Here is a 19,354-nt window from a genome sequence, read left to right as displayed (position 1 = left end):
AAAGCCGTGTCCGGGTAGGCCGTTCACGGCCGACGGCGCCTGTCCGTCGCGTGTTCGCCGGAGTGCTGCCTCCCGAGACGGAGCGTGCTGGATGGAACGTGCTGTGCGACCAACGCCCTCGAGATCTCCCCGCACCTGGCGCACGTCCGTGACCGGCCACCTCGTGGCCGTCGCGGCGCTGGGGCTGAGTCTGGCCGGCCCAGGCGTCACGGCCGCGGACGCCATGGACACCACGGCCGCCATGGACGCCGCGGCCCGCACCGCGACGGTGTCCCTGCCGGACGCCCGCTTCGAGATCCTGTCACCGACCCTGCTCCGCACCGAGTACGCCGGCGACGGCCGCTTCGAGGACCGGCCCACCTTCAACGCGGTCGGCCGGAACTCCTTCACGCCGCCCCGCTACACGTCGTCGGTCCGCGACGGCGTGCTGACCGTCACCACGAGCGCGATGACGCTGCGCTACCGCGTCGGGTCCGGCCCGTTCACCGCGGACAACCTGACGGTCCGGCTCAAGGCGGGGCAGCAGGACGTGCTGGCGGCCCCCTGGAAGCACCCTGTCTGCTCCCCGGGCGCCCTGTGCGAGGCCGAGGACCAGCTGTACGACGGCCCAGGACTGGCCGGCGACCACGCCGGGTTCACCGGCAAGGGCTTCCTGGCCGGCTTCGAGGCCGGCAACAACTCTCTGGCCACGGACGTACAGGTCGGCACGGCCGGCACCTATGACTTCGCCGTGCGGTACGCCAACTCCACCGGCGGCGACGGCCGGCACGAGACCCGCACCCTCAGCCTCGCCGTGGACGGCGGCGCCGCCCGGACCCTCACCCTCCCCGCGACGGCCGACTGGAACACCTGGGCGGTCGCCCGGCTCCCGCTCACCCTCACCGCCGGTCACCACACGGTGCGGCTGCGGCGCGCCGCCGCCGACTCCGGCAACGTCAACATCGACAGCGTCGCCCTCCTCGCGCCCTCCGCCACGTACCCCGGCCGGGCCGCCACCGCGCTCCCCGGCTGCCGGTTCGGCACCGGCTGTGAGGCCGAGGACGCCGTCCTGTCCGGCTCCGCCGTCGTCGCCACCGACCACAAGGGCCACGCCGGCCACGGCTTCACCGCCGAGCTCGACCAGGGCTCCGGCGTCACCGACCGGATCGTGGGCGTCCCCGCGGACGGCACCTACACGCTCAGCCTGCGCTACGCCAACGGCACGGGCGGCGACGGCCTGCACCGGGCACGGAACGTCCGGATCACCACCAAGGGCGGCACCGACAGCACCCTGTCCCTGCCGCCCACGGACGACTGGGACACCTGGGCGTCGGCGTCCGTCCCGGTCGGCCTCAAGGCCGGCACGGACGAGGTCACCCTGTCCTGCCCCGGCGCCGCCGACTGCCACGTCAACGTGGACACCCTCGCCCTGGCCGCCCAGGGCGACCGGGCCCCCGCGCCGCACCTGGCCCTGGGCGGCTACCGGCGCAGCCTCGACGGACTCGACGGCGACCGCGACCCCACCCCCTGGACCACGCCCGGCCTGCTGCACCGGGACGGCTGGTACCTGCTCGACGACACGCCGTCCGCCCGCTACGACACCGGCACCGGGAAGACCTCCGCGCGCCCGGGCCACGGCGGCCGGCCCTACCAGGACGGATACCTCTTCGGCTTCGGCCACGACTACGCCCGGGGCCTGTCCGACCTCGCCACGCTGACCGGGCCGTCGCGGCTGCTGCCCCGCTGGGCCTACGGCGTCTGGTACTCCGAGTACATCGACCGCACCGCCGCCGACTACGAGAAGACCGTACTGCCCGCGTTCCGCGCCGCCGGGGTGCCCCTCGACGTCCTCGTCACCGACACCGACTTCAAGTCCCCCAACACGTGGAGCGGCTGGAACTTCGACCCGGCCAAGTTCCCCGACCCCGAAGGCTTCTTCGACTGGTCCCAGAGCCAGGGCCTGCACAACACCCTCAACGTGCACCCCAGCATCGTCGGCAGTGACCCGCGGTACGCCGCGGCGCAGGCCACGGCGGGCGGCAAACTGAGCAAGGGCGCCTGCGCGGCCGGCCCCGACTGCCACACCTTCGACTTCGGGGACCCCGACCAGCTCAGGGCCTATCTGGACCTGCACCGGCCGATGGACCGGGCCGGCAACGACTTCTGGTGGCTGGACTGGTGCTGCGACGCCTCACGGTCCTCGCGGGCCGGTGTCACCCCGGACGCCTGGATCAACCAGAAGTACGCCGAACTCACCTCCGAGACGAGTGAGCGGGGCTTCGTCCTCTCCCGCGCCTACGGTTCCCTCCAGGCCGGCGGCTACAGCGGGGGAGTGGGCCTGCCCACCGGGCCCTGGGCCGACAAGCGCAGCACGGTGCACTTCTCGGGCGACACCACCTCCAACTGGGGAACGCTGCGCGCCGAGGTCGGCTACACGCCCGGGGAGTCCGCCGCCACCGGCCTGGCCGCCGTCAGCCACGACATCGGCGGCCACAACGACGGCTACGGCATCCCCGGGGCGGAGACGTACACTTCGGGCGGCCAGACGCGCCGCACCACGAAACTGCCCGACGACCTGTACGCGCGCTGGGTGCAGTTCGGGACGTTCCAGCCGGTCGACCGCCTGCACAGCAACCACAGCGACCGGCTCCCCTGGCAGTACGGCCCCGGGGCGAAGGCGTCCGCGGAGAAGTTCCTCCAGCTGCGCGAGGCGCTGGTGCCCTACACCTACACCCTGGCGCACGAGGCCGGCGTCACCGGAGTCCCGATCGTCCGGCCGCTGTACCTGCAGTACCCGGAGGAGGAGGCCGCGTACGCCAGGGCGGGCACCGAGTACCTGTACGGGCCCGACCTGCTGGTCGCGCCGGTCACCACGCCCGGGACGAGCACCACGACCCCCGTCTGGTTTCCGCCGGGCCGGTGGACGGACTACTTCACCGGACGCACGTACACGGCGCCCGCCGGCGGCGCCACCCACGACGTCACGACCACCCTGGACACCATGCCGGTCTTCGTCCGGGCGGGCGGCGTCGTCGCCACCCGCGCCGAGGACGTGCCGGGCGACGCACGGCACCCGCTGGACAAGGCCGCCGTCACGGTGGCCGCCGGCGCCTCCGGCGCGCTGTCCCTCTACGAGGACGACGGCGTGGGCAAGGTGTCCGGGCGGGCGGCGACCACGGCCCTGCGGTACACCGAGCACCACGGCGACCACCGGTTGCGCATCGCCCCCGCGAGGGGCTCCTTCAAGGGCCAGGTGACCCGGCGCGCCTGGACGGTGTCCTTCGTCGGGGTGGAGCGCCCGCCGTCCCGGGTGACCCTCAACGGCACCCGGGCGGCGGCCCCGGCCTGGCGGTGGAACGCCGGCACGCACACCCTCAGCGTGACCGTGCCCTCGCGCGGCGTCCGCGAGGCGGTGACCGTCGCGTTCCGCTAGCGGGCCGGCGACCGCCGGGCCCGCCCTCGCGTCCGCGACGCGCCCCCGCCGTACGGCCGCCCCGGCCGTACGGCGGGGGCACGTGCGTCATGCCACCGGGGCGCGCCGGCCGGAACCCGCCGTGGCGCGCGGGCCGGGTGGTCACAGCACCCCGCAGGCGCAGGCCAGCGCGTAGGCGGCGAGGGTGAAGCCGTCGGTGATCTCGCCGTCCGCGATCATCCGGCGGAGAGTCTCCGGGGCCACCGGCCGCACTGCGTCGATCCCCTCCTCCACGGCGTGTTCCGCGACCGCGGTCCCGTCGAAGCTCCGCGCCGGGATGTGCGCCACGTAGATGTCGTCCGCGGCGGCACGCAGCCCGCTGTCGCCGTTGACCGCGCCGAGCCGCTCCATCCGCTCCACCGAACACCCCAGTTCCTCCGCGAGTTCACGGCGCGCGGTGTCACCGCCCCGGTCGCCGGCCTCGGCGAAACCCCGCGGGATCTCCCAGTGCCAGCCGCGGTCGGCGTGCCGGAAGTGCCGGATCAGCACCACCCGGCCGTCGGACAGCAACGGCAGTACCGCCGCCCCCACCCCGTCCTGAGCACCGCAGAGCCTGATGTACGCCCCGCGCCGGCCGGACCGGAAACGGACGGCGTCGCGGACCAGCATGACGAAGCGGTCGCGGTAGACCACGCCGATGTCCCCGTCCTCCGCCGGCAGGCCGCCTCGTTCGTTGTCGGCGGCGCTCCGGTCGGCGACGGACTCCTGCTCGGCGGGGTCGAAGAGGATCTCGAAGGCGGCGTCGGGCGGATTCGCGAAGAGCCGGGGCCGCTCCGCCCTCAGCCGTTCGTAGGCCGCCAGCCGGACCTGGCGCCGCTGCTCGTTCAAGGCAACGTCCTTCCCTGTTGTCCGCATCTCCCGAATGATCACGACGCTATACTCCGCAGCATCCGACGGACGGCGGACGGGGGCCGGGGTGCTGGTGAGCGGTGCGATCGGCTTCGGCGCCGTCGTCGGCTGGTGCCTGGCACACGGTCTCGCCCCGCACCCGGCCCGCTGGCCGGCGCGCACCGCCGCGGTCGTCGCGGCGGCGGGGGTCGCCCATCTCGCGGCAGGTCCCCAAGGACCTCCGGTCGTCGTCGCCGGGGTGGCGCTGGGTGCCGGTCTGCACCTTGCCTTCCGCGCTCTCGTCCGGCGCTCGACGGCGGGCCCGGCAAGCGACTCCAGGGGGATCAGGTGACATTCGTCGAGTGCGGAGCGCTCCTGTTCGGAGTGGTCGTCGGCTGGCAAGCCTATTTCGTCAACCGTTACCGTGCCAGGGTGGCCGTCACGGACGTGGCCGCCATCGTGGCCGTCCTCGGCGGGGGCACCGTCCTCACGCTCTTCCCCGAGCAGACGCGTCTGTTCGCGGCCTACGGAGTCGGTCTCGCCCTCGGTTTCTTCGGGTATTTCGTGCTGCTCGTCGTGCTCGTGCTGTCCAGCGGGAGGAGGAGCGCGAAGGGCACGGCCCAGGGAGAGCCGGCCGAGGGCCGCTGGACCATGGAGTGGTTCCTGGACGGCCGCCGGCCCAAGCTGAAGGAGTGGCAGATCGCCTCGGACGGCAGCCGTGCCATGGGGCGCCCGGAAGGAACCCCGCGGGTACGGTGACCCCGCCGCCGTGCCGGGTCACACCTTCCGCAACCGAAGATGCGGTGGTGCGTAGGCGACGTAGATCAGCCCGAGCGGGTTGCCCTGGGCGAGGAGCGCGAGCCGGGCGGCCCGCATGGCGTACGCGATCGACGTCCGCCCCTCGATGAAGTGGGCGAGCACCGCCTCCGCGAACTCGGCCGCGAGCGACTCATAGGTGATGATCTCGGTCCCGATCAGGCCCGAGGCGCGGGCGCGCCGGACGAAGGCGTCGACGAAGGTCAGGGCGTGCCGGGGTTCGACGGCGGCGGTGCGGCAACCGTTGAGGAAGACCAGGGGCCGGCTGTCCGGCCAGTACATGTCGTCGGCGATCTGCTCGTAGGAGATGGCGGGCGTCGCCGCATCGCCGATCAGCAGCACCGGCATGCCTCTGTCCAGGTCTCCGTGGCAGTAGAAGTAGACGAGCTGGGACGCCGTGCTGCCGCGCAGCTCCGCCAGGAGTTCCTCGCGGTCGGTGTAGATCCTGCCCAGATACCGCTCCCGCATCGTCGCGGTGTGCCCGCCGGCGAACTCCTCGGCGATTCCGATCACGCAGGACGGCCGGTCGGCGCAGGGGATGCAGGGCGCGCCGTGGGACGGAACGAGCGACGCGTCGTCGAGGACGGGGGCGATCGACTGGGGCAGACCGATCTCGTGCCGGTAGCCCCAGAATCCGCTGGGACACACCACGGCCCTGTCGTCGTACCAGGGGCAGCCGCCCTGGAAGCACGGGGTGCTCAGCGGATCGGCGCCGTCGCGCAGGGCGGCGAGCGCGTCCGGGCAGAAGGACAGGTCCAGTCCGCTGTCCAGGGGCTGATCGTAGAAGAGCGCCGCCGGGACGACCATCCTGGCGCCGACCTTGTTGGCGATCTCGATCACACCGGGTGCGCGCAGCCGGTCCGCCAGCTGCCGGACGGGCGCCGTGCGGGCCGGCGGCAGGGACGACTCGGCGAACTCCCCGCCGATGGACACCCACAGGCGGTAGCCGCTGCATGCCAGGTCGATCAGGTCCTCCGTCCAGTCGTGCGGAGGGCCGGCGTCGTACCGGAACGGCGGCCCGCAGGTGTCCGCCCCGCTGTCGCCCCAGGAGACTCTGCGCAGTGCGCCCCGCGCGTGGTCGATGTGGCTCTGCAGGGCGCCCTCGCCCAGGACGGCCTGCCCCTTGACGTCGCCGTCGCCCCAGAAGCGGAAGGCGTGGGTGCCGTCACCGTTGTCGTTGACGAAGACGGACAGGGTCAGCGGCCGCAGGTCCGCCAGCGCGTGCAGGTCGAGAGCAGTGCCCGAGGTGTAGTCCACCCTTGTCGTCAGCGCGTGCGTCCGGACGCGGGCGCCGTCCGCGACCTCCATCTCGACCAGCCGGGACTGCAGCAGCGTACGGTCGTGGTACAGGTGGCAGCGCATGCGGTATCGGCCGGGCTCGTCCGGTGTGCGGATGGGGAAGAACAGGCGGGATCCGGCGGCCGGGGTGCCGGCCGGGCGGCTGCGCACCACGGCCGCCCCGTCCTGCCGCAGCAGGAGGCGGCCGATGTCCCGTCCGGCCTGGATCTCGATGTGCCCCTGGAACGGGAAGAGCATCACGGTCAGCTCTCCGGCGGGCAGTTCCACCGGATCGGGGTTCTGCTCGATGCTCCCGGCCGCCGGGCGGGCGCCGATCTCGAACCAGAACAGGTAGTCCGCCGCCGGTTCGAGACATCGCCCGGCGGGCAGGGGGAGCTCCGGTGCCGCGGTCGTCGCGACTCCCGTGCTGATGTGCCGGGACAGCCGTCCGGGGGCACCGAGCGGGCCCGGCCGTCCGGGGTCGTCGAACGGGCCCGGCCGGCCGAGGGCACCGGCGTCGTCGTCGGCCGCCCGGAAGGACGAGTCCTCGTCGGCCATCCACGGGGACGGGGCCTCCCCGGTGTCCAGGTCCTCCTCCTCGACGACCCACGGCGCCCCCCGCACCGGCGGGACCGGTCCCGCGGTCCCAAGTCTCTCCTCGAGACGCGAGACGGCCTGCCGGCACGCCGACCGGACCACGTCCCGGCCGAGTCGGGCCGCGACGTGGTCGGCGTCCGGGAGGCTCGCATGGGACGCGTCCAGCTCGGCCGCCGCCGACGGCCAGGGTGCCCGTCGCCTGGCCAGTTCGGCGAGACGGCGGCCCCAGCGCGGGCCGAGCCGGTCCGCGACCGAGGAGACGCCCGCCCGGCTCGCGTCGTCGAGGCAGGGCGCCGCCCTGGCCGCGAGTGCCGTCGCGTACCAGCCGGCCTCCGCCCGCGCGGCCGCCTCCACCGCTGTCACCACCCGCGGACCCAGGTCCCGCCGCACGGAGCCGGGCAGAAAGGGCAGCAGGTAGACGACCTCCTGGTCGGTCAGTTCGTACAGAGGCGTGCCGCGGGGCAGCGCGAGCCGGGCGAGGCCCTCGTCCAGCGAGGCGGGCGGCGGCGCGTCGGGCGCGAGGAAGGGCACCCCGTCCCGGCGGGAGGCGACCTGCTGCCGTACCGCGTCGCCGATGACCGGCCAGCCCGTGTGCGGCCTCATACGGCCCGCCACCGCGGCGAGTTCGGCGACGCGCGGCAGCTCGGAGGGGGAGCAGTGGGCCGCCAGCCAGCCGAGCAGGGAGGGTTCCGGCGGTTCCGTCCCGACGGCTCCGAGCAGCCGCTCCAGCTCGTTGCTCATCCGTCCCGCCTCCGGGCGTGCAGGGCGTGCGCCAGGTCGTCGAGGTACTCGCCCGCCGCGAAGGACTGGTCCAGCTCCTCCTCCGCCGGCCGGCCCATCTGGACGGTCTGCACACAGCCCAGTTCGCCCGACGGCACGGGGACCGCCAGCCGGCCGCGCTCCACGGCCACCACATGGGGCAGCCCCGCCCGCAGCTGGGCCAGATGGGACTCCCACGCGTGCCGCAACTCCTCGTCGACCGGGCGGCGCAGGCTCAGCAGACGGTCGAGATACGCGCAGGAGTCCTGCCACGCGGGACGCAGTTCGTCGTCGGCCAGCAGCGCCCAATAGGCCTCGAACACCTTGCGCAGCGGAGCGACCGACAGCCCGGGCACCGTCTCGGCGGCGGCGAACATGCCGGCCATCCGGGGAGAGCGGACGTCCGCGTCCGCTTCCCCCGTCCGGTCACCGAGCTTCGCCCGGCGGGTGTCCTGGATGACGGCCATGGCCAGCGCGTTGACGTACTTCAGCTCGTCACGTCCGTCCACACGCGGCACCGAGGACATGTAGTCGAACCGCGCGCAGGCCGACTCCGCCAGCACGGCGTTGTACAGCGTGTCCACCAGTTCTCTGAGCTGGTCGGCGAGCAGCGGCTCCGGCCCGGCAGGATCCCCGACGTGGTGCGCCCAGCCGCGGTTCACCGCGCCCGGGCCGGCCTCGGTGGCCGCCGCTCTGGCGGCCACCGCCGCCCGCACCCCTCGCGCGTCCGGCTCCGGGCAGCCGTACTCGGCGGCCAGCTCCACCAGTCCGCTCTCCGGGAGGCCGATGAGCCGGGTCACGTACTCGGACAGCGGGATGCCCGGCACGGCGGCCTCCCGGCTGCGGTCGTGCCGGGAGAAGTAGGAGTTCAGCCTGCGCAGCAGGTCGAGCCGCCGGCTCAGCTGGTCGTCCTCGCGGATCTCCGCGGGCAGGACCCGGGCGGCGCCGCCGCCGTCCTCCTGCTCCAGCGCGTCCGCCAGCGCGTGCCGGACCGCGGGCAGTCCGTCGATCCGCTGCCATGCGGAGAGCTGGAAGAAGTCCGCTCCGGACCGGTCGGAACGGCGCAACTGGTCGGCGCAGGCCGCGAAGAAGGTGGGCCGGCGGAAGCGGTGCAGGACGAAGGGACGCGCCCGGTTCAGCTCCGCCCGGCTCGTGGCCGGGGCGGTGCGCACCGCCTGCTGCCAGGTGTCCAGGACGACTTCGGCCAGGTCGTGCATCCCCCGCGAGTCGAAGGCGTAGGTGTGGTTGACGGACAGCGACCGGCCCAGCAGCAGGCTCACCACGGCCTCCGCCTGTGCCTGGGCGAGGTTGGGGTGGTCGTCGGGGTCGGCCGACGTGGCGCGGGTCGAGTCGAAGGATTCGTGGAAGACCAGCCGGTCCGGCATGGCCACCTCCAGTCACGACGAGATCAGGTGTGGTCCGGTGCGGGAAAGAGGCGGCCGTCGGAACCGGCGGCCAGATGCAGCAGCGGTACCGCCGGAGCGCCGGGCTGACCGGTGAGCACGTAGTGGCGCAGGGCCTCGGCGAAGGCCAGGTCCACGGGGGTTCCGGTCAGGGCTCGTGCCGTCAGCTCCTCCACGAGTGGTTGCACGGTATGGCTGTACACCGCCACCCGCATGCCCACCACGGCCGCCACGCCGCGGCGCACGGTCTCCCTGCCCAGCGCGGCCGAGCTGCAGCCGACCAGGACGACCAGGCGTGCGCCGGTGGCGGCGATGCGGCGCGCCATGTCCTCGACCGGCACCGGGCCGGCCCGCGCGGGGAGTTCCACACCGTCGGGTCCCGAGTGCGCCCAGAGGTGGACGATGTCGGCGGCCCGCAGCGCGCGGTCCAGGTGATCCGTCGTCCGTACGATCTCCGGCATGCCGCTGACCAGCCGGACGTCGGTACGGCGGGTGCGCCGGCGCATCATGTCGTAGGCGGCGTCCACGCCGGCGAGGACCGGATCGTCCGTCCTGACCACCAGCAGGCGGGGACGGCCCCCGCGCTCTCCGGAGCCGTCGGGGGCGGCCGGTTCGCCGTCCGGCCGCACCACGCGGACCATGGTGACCGGGGGTTCGGCGAACCACGGCAACGGTTGCAGCGCGGGATGGAGCAGTTCCCAGGGGAGGTCGACGAAGGGGCCCTCCTCGATCAGCCAGTCGAGCCTGACGCGCCCATCGGGGCGGTCGCCGCGCGCCCTGTCGATCTCCCGGTCGAGTCCCGCCGCCCACAGCCGGTCCCCCAGCCGGGCGCCGAGGTGAACCGCGTCCGACAGCGCCCGCACACTGTCGCCGGCGGCCTGGTCCCGGAACCGGGCGAGCCCGGCGGCGGGAAGGACGGGCCCGGCGCCGTCGGGGAGCCGGACGCGGCAGTCGCCGCCCTCGGCGACGACGCGCAGGGGCACGGTCCAGGACGGTCCCCGGCCGCTCCCGGGGTCCTCGCGGTCGTAGCCGGCCACCCGTCCGCGCCCGGCGGCCACGATCCGCCGCCCGCGGACCGCGACCGCGGAGAACTGGCCGGGAACCTTGCTCACCACCACGGGACCGCCCGCTCCCGCGGCGCCGGACCGGTCCACGACCGTCAGCCCCGCGTCGGGGAAGGCCGCCACCAGCGCGCCGTCGTCCGTCGCGGCGACCGACGCGGCCCCGGGAGGCAGCCGGGCGTACGCACGGCTGCCGCGGGGCGACACCAGGGAGACGACGCCGTCCGCGGCGGCCAGCGTGAGAAGCCGTTCTCCCGGGAGGCAGGCCAGCAGCCGGTCACTCGTACGGTCCCGTTCCCGCGGTGTGCCGTCGGGTCCCCACACCACCACGGTGCCACCGCGGTCCCGCGCCGCGAGACAGCCGTCGGCGGCGACCGCCAGGTCGAGGACGGGCTCGGCGAATTCCCGCAGGACGGCCCGGCCGCCGCCGGGCAGGTCCCGGCCGTCGGCGCGCAGGCTCCGGCGGACCAGTGAGGTGCCACAGCCGAACACCGCCGTTCCGCTCGTCGCCGCCACGGCCAGGCACATCCTGTTGGACAGCCGGCGCGGGGCGGCGGGAGGCCGCCACCAGTAGGCGCCGCTGTGACAGGCGACCAGCCATCCCCCGCGGTGCGCGACCAGTTGGTGCACCGTCCCCCTCACCCGGGCGGGGCTGCCCGGGGACGGGACGCCGTGGCCGTCGTACTGCCACAGCAGCCCCACCCGGGAGCCGGCGGCCGACGACGCGCGGTCGTCCGGTGCCAGGCCGACCGCCGTGATCTCGTCGTCGGCCTCGAAGGTGGGGTCGTCGCTGCCCGACCGGTGCAGGTCCCATTGCACCAGGTCACGACCGTGGGCGGTGACGAGGAAACGGTCGCCCGCGAACGCCATCGCGGTGACGCGGCCGCCGACGCCCAGCTCGTCGGGGTCCGCGCCCGGCAGCGGTGACGCGACACGGACATGGTGATCCGCGCCGGCCGTCGCCAGCCGGCCCGCCGACGACCAGGCGACGGCGCGCACACCGTGGTGGGACCAGGCCGTGCGGATCTCGTCGCCCTCCCTGATCCGGACGGCCGCGGTCCCGGCCGGTACGAAGGCGAGCCGGCCGTCGGCGGACCAGGCGGCGCAGCCGACCGGGCCGCCCAGGTCGCCGTGCGTGTGCCGCTGCCAGGTGTCACCGTGCCGCGTCATCACGGCCACCGCGCCGTCGCGCCACACGGCGCTGACGCGCCCGCTGTCCACGGCGACCGCGAGCACCTTGGACGACTGGCGCACCGGCAGCTCGGTCCACCGGCCGCCGGGGGCGCAGCAGCGCACGACACCCCGCTCGTCACCACAGACCACGAGCCCGTCCGGGCCGATGGCCGCGCAGCTCACGCCCGCCGTGTGAGAGGGCTCGGGCCAGGGCGAGCCACCGGCCGGGTCACGGCCCCAGGAATGGGCGTGCGCGCCCGTCGCGAACAGCCACCGCCGGTGCGCCGCCACGGCCCACACCGCCTCGCGCACGCTGCCGATCGGCGTCGAGCCGCCGTCCGGCGTCCACGTCTCGACGACGCCGGCCTCGGTGCCCAGGCAGACGCCCGTGCCGAACCCCGCCATGGTCCGGACCTCACCGGTGGCCCGCCCGTCCAGCCGGGCCCTGCCGTCGCGTGAGCGGGACGACCAGCGCAGCCGCAGATACGGGCGCCGCGACGCCCTGAGCCAGGCCACCGCCCAGCGTTCGACCTCCGGCATCCGCCACTCGACCGCCGCCTCGACAACCGCCTGCGCGTGCCGGACCGCGAGCGGCGCGGCGTTGGGTCCGGCCGGGACGAACCCCCTGACCCGGGCCGAGGCGTGCCGCAGGGCGACCGCGAGATCCCCCGCCCGGCCGGCGGCTTCCGGCCGGGCGTCCAGTAAGCGCAGCAGGGCGCCCACGTCGATGTCGGCGGCCCCCTCCCGCCACGGCACCGGCAGGCCACCCGCGAGCGTCGTCATATGTGCTTCCCCCCAGTCGAACCGGCACCTGTGACGGCCCACCCCCGAAGCTAGCGGAGGTCACCGGCGGATGTGACGGGAAAGCGCCTCGACCACACCCGAACCGGAGCCGCACCGGCCGGGGTTGACACCGACGCGGGCCGGCCATCCCCGGAGTGCCCCCGGGCCGCCGCGCGCCGGTGCGAGAAAAAGATCACGTCGGCCGGGGCGGTCTTGGCCCGGCATCCGCCACGCGGTACGGTCGGTGCGATATCGACGACGGCGGAACGGAAGCCGGTGGGAATCCGGCACGGTCGCGCCACTGTAAGCGAGGGCCCCTCGGGGCGAGTTCGTGAGTCAGACCCGGAGCCGTCGTCTCCTGCACCACCGAGATGGGACGCGAATTCCCAGAGGAGGTCCTGCCATGGCGCAGACCGTCGCTCAGCCGACAGCCACCAACCCCGTCGTTCCCGCCAAGCTGCCGCTGAAGGCGATCGCCCCGTGGGCGGTCTTCTTCGGCGTCCTCATGCTCGTCCTGCTGTACTTCGTCGGCGCCGAGCAGGGCGCCACCTCCGTGTTCAACGGCACGGACGTCCACGAGTGGGTGCACGACGCCCGCCATCTGCTCGGCTTCCCCTGCCACTGACGCCAGGGACGGACGCCGTACGCCCATGAATTCCGCACTGGTCAGAAACCTGCTCGTGCGGGGCATGCTCGCCGGCCTCGCCGCCGGCGTGCTCGCCCTGATCGCCGCCTACTTCCTCGGAGAGCCGAGCGTCGACCGCGCCATCGGCTTCGAGGAGGCCCACTCCCACGAGCACGAGACGGAGGTCGTCTCCCGTTCCCTTCAGTCAACCGCCGGACTCGCCACGGGCGTTCTCGTCTACGGCATCGCGTTCGGCGGTATCGCCGCGCTCGTCTTCTGCTTCGCGCTCGGCAGAGTCGGCCGCTTCGGCCCACGGGCGACCGCACTGCTGCTGTCCGGCTGTGCGCTGCTCGCCGTCTACGTGGTGCCCTTCCTGAAGTACCCGGCGAACCCGCCGTCCGTCGGCGACCCCGGCACCATCGGCGAACGGACCAGCCTGTACTTCCTGATGATGCTGCTCAGCGTGCTGCTGGCGGTCGCCTGCACCCTGCTGGGCAAGCGGCTCGCGGGTGCGCTCGGCACCTGGTACGCCACCGTGGCCGCGGTCGCCGCCTTCGCCCTCGCGATCGGTCTGGCGTACGCCTTCCTGCCGGCCGTCAACGAGGTGCCGAAGGACTTCCCGGCCACCCTGCTGTGGCGCTTCCGGCTGTCCGCACTGGCCGTCCAGGCCGTGCTGTGGGGCGGTTTCGGCCTGCTCTTCGGCGAGTTGGCCGAACGGCTGCTGAACCCGAGGCCCGCGGCGGCGGTGCCCGGGCACACCGCGCCCGCGGCGCACTGACAACTCCCGCGCGCGCCAGGGCCCTCCGGAACCGTCCGGAGGGCCCTGGCGCACTTTCCGGTACCGGGTACCCGCTACCCGGTAGGCGGTACGACTCAGGAAACCCCGGTGAGGACCCTGCCGAGCCGCAGGTTCCAGCGGCCGGACCGGCCGGTGACCTCCGTCGCCGTGAGCGGGGGGACGTCGACGCGCCAGAACGCGGCCTGCGGGGCGCCCAGGACGTGCACCGCCACCGCCCGCACCACCTCCGGTTCCACCACGGCGACCGTCCCGCCGCTGTGCGTGCCCGCCCCGTCCAGCCAGCGCGCGACCCGCGCGCACAGCGCCCGCACCGACTCCCCGCCGTGCGGCGCGGCCTCCGGGTCGCCCAGCCAGCGGGCCACCGCCTCGGGCTCGGCCGCGCTCACCTCCTCCAGCGTCCGCCCCCGCCAGCGGCCGACGTCCAGGCCGCGCAGCTCCGCCTCCTGCCCGGCGTCCAGACCCAGCGCCACCGCCGTCTCACGGCACCGCACGCTGGGGGAGGCGACGGCGCGCCCGGCGGCCCGCAGGGACGGCGCGGCCGACCGGGCCCGTGCCGCCGCGCCGTCCTCGACCGAGTCGCCGTCGTCGAAGCGGCCGCGCCGCAGGGAGGGCGTGATCGCCGGTGCGATGAGGGTCACTCGGCTGGTCACGCGGCTGCTCCTCCTGGTTGCGCCGTCCGGACGGCCGGCCGGACGCCGTGCGCCGCCCGGCCCGCGTCCACGGCGCGGGCGGCGGCGTCGCGCGGGTGCACACGGCGGCGTCGTGCGGGTGCACGCCGCCATGGTACGGACCGCGGCAACAGGCCGGTCAGGAGAGCCAGTCGGTGTAACGGGTGGCCGCGGTCCGGGCGTCGGGGTCGGTGAGGACGTCGCCCCGCACGGCGGCGAAGATCCCGGCGGTGGGGTCGGTCACCACCCTGCGGTTGTCGCCCCTGCAGGCCAGGGTGATCCTGCCCAGCTCGTCCAGGGTGAAGACCTCGGGTCCGGCGATGTTGCGCACGCCGTTCAGCGGGGAGCCCGCGGCGACCTCCGCCACCGCGGCGGCCACGTCGTCGGCGGCGATCGGCTGGATCGGCGTGGCGGGCAGCCGGACCGTGTCGCCCTCGGTGGTCCAGGCCATGACGTCCTCCATGAACTCCATGAACTGCGTCGCCCTGACGATCGAGTAGGGGACCGGCCCCGCCGCGAGCAGTTCCTCCTGGAGCGTCTTGGCCCGGTAGTACACCAGCTCCGGCACCTGATCCACGCCCACGATGGACAGCACGACGACGTGGCCGGCACCGGCCTTGCCCGCCGCGGCCAGGAGGTTGCCCATCGAGGTCCGGAAGAAGTCCAGGGAGGCTTCGTCGAAGGTGGGCGAGTTCGTCAGATTGACGACGACGTCGGCTCCGGCCAGCGCCTCGTCCAGTCCCCGGCCGCCGACGATGTCGACTCCGGTGGACTTCGAGTGCGGTACCGCCTCGTGCCCGGCGGCGTTCAGCTTCTCGACGACCCGGGAACCGATCAGCCCGGTACCGCCGATGACTGCGATCTTCATGACGCGCCTTTCGTCAGCTCCTCGTACGAAATATGGCATATGGGCGGCGCTGTGGCCGGGGTGGCGGGGAGCGCCCCTGCCCCTGACGCCCCCGCCGGACGTGATTCACGCGTTCGGCCCACCTCAACCACCCGCCGGGCACGTTCCGTGATGGGCTGATCGCAGCACGGAGACAGGGCGCGCCGGTGCGACACCACGCACGGCGGCCCCGCGCACCGATCCGTCCGGACGCGTGCCGGTCCCGCCGAAGCCCCGCCGTCCGCCGGGCCCCCTGGGACCGCCCGCGGTTCGCGGAGCGGCCCGACGCCCCCGCCGAACGCCCGGGCGACGGCCGTGCCCGCGCTGCCGTGACGGCCCGCCCGGCAGGGCCCGGGGCGTCACGGCCGTACGAGGAAGGCATGGCGATGACCGCTGTTCAAGACCCCGACCCCACGCCCGGCCCCGGCTCCCCGCCCGGCCCCGACCCCACGCCCGGCCCCGAGCCCGCGCCCGGTCCCCGCCGCACCCGCGGGGGCAGGCGGCGCAGAACCCTGTCGGTGCTGGCCGGCTGCGCGCTGCTGCCGGCCGCCCTCTACCCCGCCGCGCCCGCGGCGGCGCCCTCCGCCGCACGCCCGGCCGGCGCGGACGGCACCGCCGCGCACAGCGCCGCGGACGCGGGCATACCCGCGGAGCTGCGGCGGTACTACCGGCAACGGCTCCAGTGGGAGCCCTGTCCCAGCCGCCCGTCGTACCAGTGCGCCACCCTGGACGTCCCGCTCGACTACGCCCGTCCGCGCGCCGGCGAGCTGCAGTTGACGGCCGCCCGGAAGAAGGCCACCGGCAACGGCGCCGGACTCGGCTCGCTGCTGGTCAACCCCGGCGGCCCCGGAGCGTCCGCGATCGACTATCTGACGGGCGGCGGCGCCGACGTGTTCTCGCCGTCCGTGCGCGCCTCCTACGACCTGGTCGCCCTCGACCCGCGCGGCGTGCAGTACAGCACCCCGGTGCTCTGCGAGAGCGGCACCTCCTCGGCGACCCTGGGAACCGGACGCCGCGTGTCCGCCGAATCGACCCGGCTCGCCGCCTCCGACGCGGCCTACGAGCAGCTCACCGACGCGTGCGCACAGCGCGCGGGCAAGCTGCTGCCCCACGTCGGAACCCTCGACGCGGCCCGCGACATGGACGTACTCAGGGCGCTCCTGGGCGACGAACGCCTCCACTACGTGGGCTTCTCCTACGGCACCTACCTGGGCGCCACCTACGCCGGCCTCTTCCCCTCCCGCGTGGGCCGGATGGTGCTGGACGGCGCCGTCGACCCGACGATCGACGGCTACCAGGACTTCCTGGACACCGCGCGGGGCTTCCAGGTGGCCTGGGAGTCCTTCGCCGCCGACTGCGCCGCCCGCGCCGACTGCCCGCTGGGCCGCTCGACCGGGCAGATCGGCCGCGCACTGGACGCGCTGCGCGACCGCCTGGACAGCACGCCCCTGCGCCAGGGCAAGGACATCTCCATCACCGGCGACGACCTGCTCACCGCGGTTGTCGCCGGACTCGAGGCTCCCAACTGGCAACTGCTGCGCGCCGCGCTCCAAGGAGCGCTCAAGGGGGACACCACCGCCCTGCAGCAGCTTCTCGCACCCGCCACGGACACCTCCAGCAACGCCGGCGACGCCTTCTTCGCCATCAGCTGCCTGAGCGAACCCCTGGCACCGCGCTCCACCCCCGCCCAGGTGCAGGCGGCGCTCGGGCAGTTCCTGCGGGCCTCGCCCCAGTTCGGCAAGTTCTACGCGACCCAGCTGATGCAGTGCTCCCACTGGCCGGTCCGGCCGGTGCAGCCCTCGGGCCGCGTCACCGCCCCGGGCGCCGCCCCCATCCTGGTGCTGGGCACCACACGCGACCCGGCCACCCCGTACCCCTGGGCCAAGGCGCTCGCCGCCCAGCTCTCCTCCGGCCGTCTGCTCACCTACGACGCCGACGGCCACACCGCCTACCACCGCGGCAGCGCCTGCGTCGACGACGCCGTGGACCGCTATCTGGCACAGGGCCGGCTTCCCGCGCCCGGCACCGTGTGCACGGACCAGGCCCGGCCCGCCGCGCCGCCCCCGGAGTGACCCGGCCCGCGCCCGAACCGGTTCCGCCGCCCGGGCGGACGTCCCTCGCCCCCCTGTTCGCGGTGTGCGTCGGCTACTTCATGGTCATCCTCGACGTGACCATCATCAACGTGGCCGTACCCGTCGTGGGCCGCGACCTGTCCGCCTCGCTGACCGCAATGCAGTGGATCACGGACGGATACACCCTGGTCTTCGCCGGCTTCCTGATGACCGCGGGCGCGCTGGGCGACCGCTCGGGCAGCCGGCGGGTCTTCTGCTGGGGCGTGGTGGTGTTCACGGCGGCCTCGGCCGGGTGCGCGGCCGCGCCGGACGTACCCGTCCTGGTGGCCGCCCGCCTGGTGGAAGGGTTCGGCGCGGCCCTCGTCGTGCCCGGATCGCTGGCCCTGCTCCAGGAGGCCTATCCGGAGCCGGCGGCCCGGTCACGGGCCTTCGGGCTGTGGGGGTCGATGGCGGGCGCCGCCGCCTCCGCCGGTCCGCTGCTGGGCGGCCTGCTGGTCTCCGCCGCGGGCTGGCGGTGGGTGTTCCTCGTCAACCTGCCCGTCGGCGCGGCGTGCCTGCTGCTGACGCTGCGGCACGTCGCGCCCTCGCCACGCGACCCCGCCCGGGCCCTGGACTGGCCGGCGCAGTGCGCGGTCGTCGTGGCCGTGGCCCTGCTGACCGGGGCGCTGAACGAGGCCGGGCGGCGCGGGTGGACCGATCCCGCCGTGCTCGCCGGGACCGGCCTCGCCGCGGTGGCCGCCGCGGCCTTCGCGGTGCGCGAGCGGCTGGCGCGGTCTCCGGTCCTGCCGCCGCGACTGCTGCGCTCGCGCCCGCTGTCCGGCGGTACGGCCATCGGCCTGCTGTTCAACTTCGGCTTCTACGGCATGGTGTTCACCGCCAGCCTGTACTTCCAGCACCAGCGCGGCTACACCGCCCTCGAGGCCGGGGCGGCGCTGTTCCCGGCGGTGGCGATGACCATGTTCGCCTCCGCGCTGTCCGGGCGCCTGGCCCGGCGCACCGGTGACCGGCCGCTGGTCGCCGGCGGGATGCTGCTCGCCGCGGCGGGGCTCGCCGGCTGGTCGCTGGCGGGAGCCGATCCGCCCTACGCGCTGCTGGTGGCACCGCTGATGGCCGCGGGCTTCGGCACCTCCTTCGCCCTCACCGGGACCACCACCACCGTCATGGGCGCCGCACCCCAGGCCCACGCGGGCGCCGCCTCCGCGCTGTTCAACACCGCCCGCCAGATCGGCAGCGCCGTCGGCGTGGCCCTGGGGGGCAGTCTTCTCGCCTCGGCCGCCGGCTACGGCGCCGGGCTGCGCACCGGCATGGCCGTCGGCGCGGCGGCCTACCTGGCCGCGGCGGTCCTCGCCTGGCGGTGCGTACCGCCGGGACCCGCGCGCACGGCGGTGGCAGCGGGACCCACCCGGGCCCCGGAGGAGACCTGACCCCCTTGGCGCAAGGGACACCCTCAGTCGCCCGAGAACCCGAAAATGCCCAGGTGGGTGGGGCGTTCACCGGTGTACAGCACCACGTAGACACCGGTCCACCGCATACGGCACTCGTCGAGAAGCGTCCGAGGGCCGTCGGGCCCGGGTCCCCTGCCGGCACGGGCCCGGGCGAGCGACCCGGTGAATGCGTCGGGCGTGGGCCGGTCGGTGCCGAAGTGGCGCACGACGCGCTCGGGCGCCAGCGGGCGCAGCGTGCCGTAGTCCTCGACGCGGTGGGGCGACGGGGCCTCGGTGGTGTGGACGACGCGATCGATGTCCAGGATCGAGTGGGTCCCCTCCTCACCCATGAACTCCTCGTCCCGCCACAGCTCCCCGACACTGCGGTACGTCCTGTCGCCGCCGTAGAGCTCCTGGAAGACCCGCTCGTGCAGAGATCTCAGGGACTGCTCGACGGTGCCTTCGAACTCGGTGACGTACTCCCAGCAACTGGCACCCACGTGCCGCTCCTCCCACTCGGGTCCCGACCGCACCGCTGCCACCGTAAGGCGGGCCACTGACAGAGCCGTTGGGCTACAGTCGGCAGCGGTGAGGTGCTGATCCGAGGGGGGCGGACCAATGCCGTCGCACACCCGGCGTCCGGTGCGGACCGGGCGGCCGCCGCTGCCCCTCGACGAGCGCGACACGCGCGCCCGCGCCCGCCTGTCCTCCGTCCCCGCCCCTGAGGTGGT

14 protein-coding genes and 1 riboswitch are annotated in these 19,354 nt (G+C 74.6%); of the genes, 7 read left to right on the top strand and 7 right to left on the bottom strand.

Translation table 11 applies throughout. The annotated features are described in order from the left end of the window. Nucleotides 1–223: 223 nt before the first annotated feature. A complete protein-coding gene (locus ACI2LW_RS07240) occupies nucleotides 224–3,412 on the top strand; it encodes a TIM-barrel domain-containing protein (RefSeq protein WP_404730198.1) in 3,189 nt (1,062 codons plus the stop codon). A gap of 141 nt (nucleotides 3,413–3,553) precedes the next feature. Here the strand turns inward: ACI2LW_RS07240 and ACI2LW_RS07235 are convergent, their stop codons facing one another. Continuing rightward, nucleotides 3,554–4,279, bottom strand: a complete 726-nt coding sequence (locus ACI2LW_RS07235; protein WP_404730156.1) for an NUDIX hydrolase — start codon at nucleotides 4,277–4,279, stop codon at nucleotides 3,554–3,556. A gap of 34 nt (nucleotides 4,280–4,313) precedes the next feature. Here ACI2LW_RS07235 and ACI2LW_RS07230 point away from each other — a divergent pair, with 34 nt between their 5' ends. Together ACI2LW_RS07230 and ACI2LW_RS07225 are read left to right on the top strand one after the other, a co-directional pair. After that, nucleotides 4,314–4,631, top strand: coding sequence for a hypothetical protein (locus ACI2LW_RS07230; RefSeq protein ID WP_404730155.1), 318 nt, complete (start codon nucleotides 4,314–4,316; stop codon nucleotides 4,629–4,631). Continuing rightward, nucleotides 4,628–5,038, top strand: a complete 411-nt coding sequence (locus tag ACI2LW_RS07225; RefSeq protein ID WP_404730154.1) for a hypothetical protein — start codon at nucleotides 4,628–4,630, stop codon at nucleotides 5,036–5,038. Before ACI2LW_RS07230 ends, ACI2LW_RS07225 begins: the two co-directional genes overlap by 4 nt. 18 nt (nucleotides 5,039–5,056) lie before the next feature. On the opposite strand, the gene ACI2LW_RS07220 is transcribed toward ACI2LW_RS07225, so the two are convergent. From ACI2LW_RS07220 to ACI2LW_RS07210, 3 genes are read right to left on the bottom strand one after another with little or no spacing between them, the layout of a single operon-like run. Then, complete coding sequence (locus tag ACI2LW_RS07220) at nucleotides 5,057–7,711, bottom strand: hypothetical protein (protein ID WP_404730153.1); 2,655 nt, start codon at nucleotides 7,709–7,711, stop codon at nucleotides 5,057–5,059. Then, nucleotides 7,708–9,114 carry a hypothetical protein gene (locus tag ACI2LW_RS07215; protein ID WP_404730152.1) on the bottom strand — a complete coding sequence of 469 codons (1,407 nt, stop codon included), beginning with the start codon at nucleotides 9,112–9,114 and terminating at the stop codon, nucleotides 7,708–7,710. The genes ACI2LW_RS07220 and ACI2LW_RS07215 overlap by 4 nt, the downstream gene beginning before the upstream one ends. Nucleotides 9,115–9,137: 23 nt before the next feature. Continuing rightward, nucleotides 9,138–12,149, bottom strand: coding sequence for a WD40 repeat domain-containing protein (locus tag ACI2LW_RS07210; RefSeq protein WP_404730151.1), 3,012 nt, complete (start codon nucleotides 12,147–12,149; stop codon nucleotides 9,138–9,140). A 225-nt stretch (nucleotides 12,150–12,374) separates the two neighbouring features. Further along, nucleotides 12,375–12,517, top strand: a riboswitch (cobalamin riboswitch). A 35-nt stretch (nucleotides 12,518–12,552) separates the two neighbouring features. Between ACI2LW_RS07210 and ACI2LW_RS07205 the strand changes: the two genes are divergently transcribed. Together ACI2LW_RS07205 and ACI2LW_RS07200 are read left to right on the top strand one after the other, a co-directional pair. Continuing rightward, nucleotides 12,553–12,774 carry a CbtB-domain containing protein gene (locus ACI2LW_RS07205; RefSeq protein WP_404730150.1) on the top strand — a complete coding sequence of 74 codons (222 nt, stop codon included), beginning with the start codon at nucleotides 12,553–12,555 and terminating at the stop codon, nucleotides 12,772–12,774. Nucleotides 12,775–12,799: 25 nt separating this feature from the next. Then, nucleotides 12,800–13,552: a CbtA family protein gene (locus ACI2LW_RS07200; RefSeq protein ID WP_404730149.1), complete on the top strand. Its 753-nt coding sequence runs from the start codon at nucleotides 12,800–12,802 to the stop codon at nucleotides 13,550–13,552. A 95-nt stretch (nucleotides 13,553–13,647) separates the two neighbouring features. Here ACI2LW_RS07200 and ACI2LW_RS07195 read toward each other — a convergent pair whose 3' ends face one another. Continuing rightward, nucleotides 13,648–14,223 carry a histidine phosphatase family protein gene (locus ACI2LW_RS07195; protein WP_404730148.1) on the bottom strand — a complete coding sequence of 192 codons (576 nt, stop codon included), beginning with the start codon at nucleotides 14,221–14,223 and terminating at the stop codon, nucleotides 13,648–13,650. Between the two features lie 157 nt (nucleotides 14,224–14,380). Next, the gene (locus ACI2LW_RS07190) at nucleotides 14,381–15,109 is read right to left on the bottom strand and encodes an SDR family oxidoreductase (protein ID WP_404730147.1); all 729 of its coding nucleotides are present in this window, start codon (nucleotides 15,107–15,109) and stop codon (nucleotides 14,381–14,383) included. A 404-nt stretch (nucleotides 15,110–15,513) separates the two neighbouring features. Between ACI2LW_RS07190 and ACI2LW_RS07185 the strand changes: the two genes are divergently transcribed. Further along, the gene (locus ACI2LW_RS07185; protein ID WP_404730146.1) at nucleotides 15,514–17,199 is read left to right on the top strand and encodes an alpha/beta hydrolase; all 1,686 of its coding nucleotides are present in this window, start codon (nucleotides 15,514–15,516) and stop codon (nucleotides 17,197–17,199) included. Further along, nucleotides 17,196–18,623, top strand: a complete 1,428-nt coding sequence (locus ACI2LW_RS07180; protein ID WP_404730145.1) for an MFS transporter — start codon at nucleotides 17,196–17,198, stop codon at nucleotides 18,621–18,623. Before ACI2LW_RS07185 ends, ACI2LW_RS07180 begins: the two co-directional genes overlap by 4 nt. A gap of 23 nt (nucleotides 18,624–18,646) precedes the next feature. Here ACI2LW_RS07180 and ACI2LW_RS07175 read toward each other — a convergent pair whose 3' ends face one another. After that, complete coding sequence (locus ACI2LW_RS07175; protein ID WP_404730144.1) at nucleotides 18,647–19,156, bottom strand: hypothetical protein; 510 nt, start codon at nucleotides 19,154–19,156, stop codon at nucleotides 18,647–18,649. Nucleotides 19,157–19,354: the final 198 nt, after the last annotated feature.

The organism is Streptomyces sp. NPDC004065 (assembly GCF_044903565.1).
Taxonomy (GTDB): domain Bacteria; phylum Actinomycetota; class Actinomycetes; order Streptomycetales; family Streptomycetaceae; genus Streptomyces.
Note: the sequence above shows the minus strand (reverse complement) of the source record. Positions and strands in the feature narration are given on the sequence as shown.

Bases quoted from the DNA above. Each gene is read 5' to 3' on its own strand.
- ACI2LW_RS07240 (WP_404730198.1), top strand. From the start codon at position 224: ATGGACACCACGGCCGCCATGGACGCCGCGGCCCGCACCGCGACGGTG.
- ACI2LW_RS07230 (WP_404730155.1), top strand. From the start codon at position 4,314: ATGATCACGACGCTATACTCCGCAGCATCCGACGGACGGCGGACGGGG.
- ACI2LW_RS07220 (WP_404730153.1), bottom strand. From the start codon at position 7,711: ATGAGCAACGAGCTGGAGCGGCTGCTCGGAGCCGTCGGGACGGAACCG.
- ACI2LW_RS07215 (WP_404730152.1), bottom strand. From the start codon at position 9,114: ATGCCGGACCGGCTGGTCTTCCACGAATCCTTCGACTCGACCCGCGCC.
- ACI2LW_RS07210 (WP_404730151.1), bottom strand. From the start codon at position 12,149: ATGACGACGCTCGCGGGTGGCCTGCCGGTGCCGTGGCGGGAGGGGGCC.
- ACI2LW_RS07205 (WP_404730150.1), top strand. From the start codon at position 12,553: ATGGCGCAGACCGTCGCTCAGCCGACAGCCACCAACCCCGTCGTTCCC.
- ACI2LW_RS07200 (WP_404730149.1), top strand. From the start codon at position 12,800: ATGAATTCCGCACTGGTCAGAAACCTGCTCGTGCGGGGCATGCTCGCC.
- ACI2LW_RS07190 (WP_404730147.1), bottom strand. From the start codon at position 15,109: ATGAAGATCGCAGTCATCGGCGGTACCGGGCTGATCGGTTCCCGGGTC.
- ACI2LW_RS07185 (WP_404730146.1), top strand. From the start codon at position 15,514: ATGACCGCTGTTCAAGACCCCGACCCCACGCCCGGCCCCGGCTCCCCG.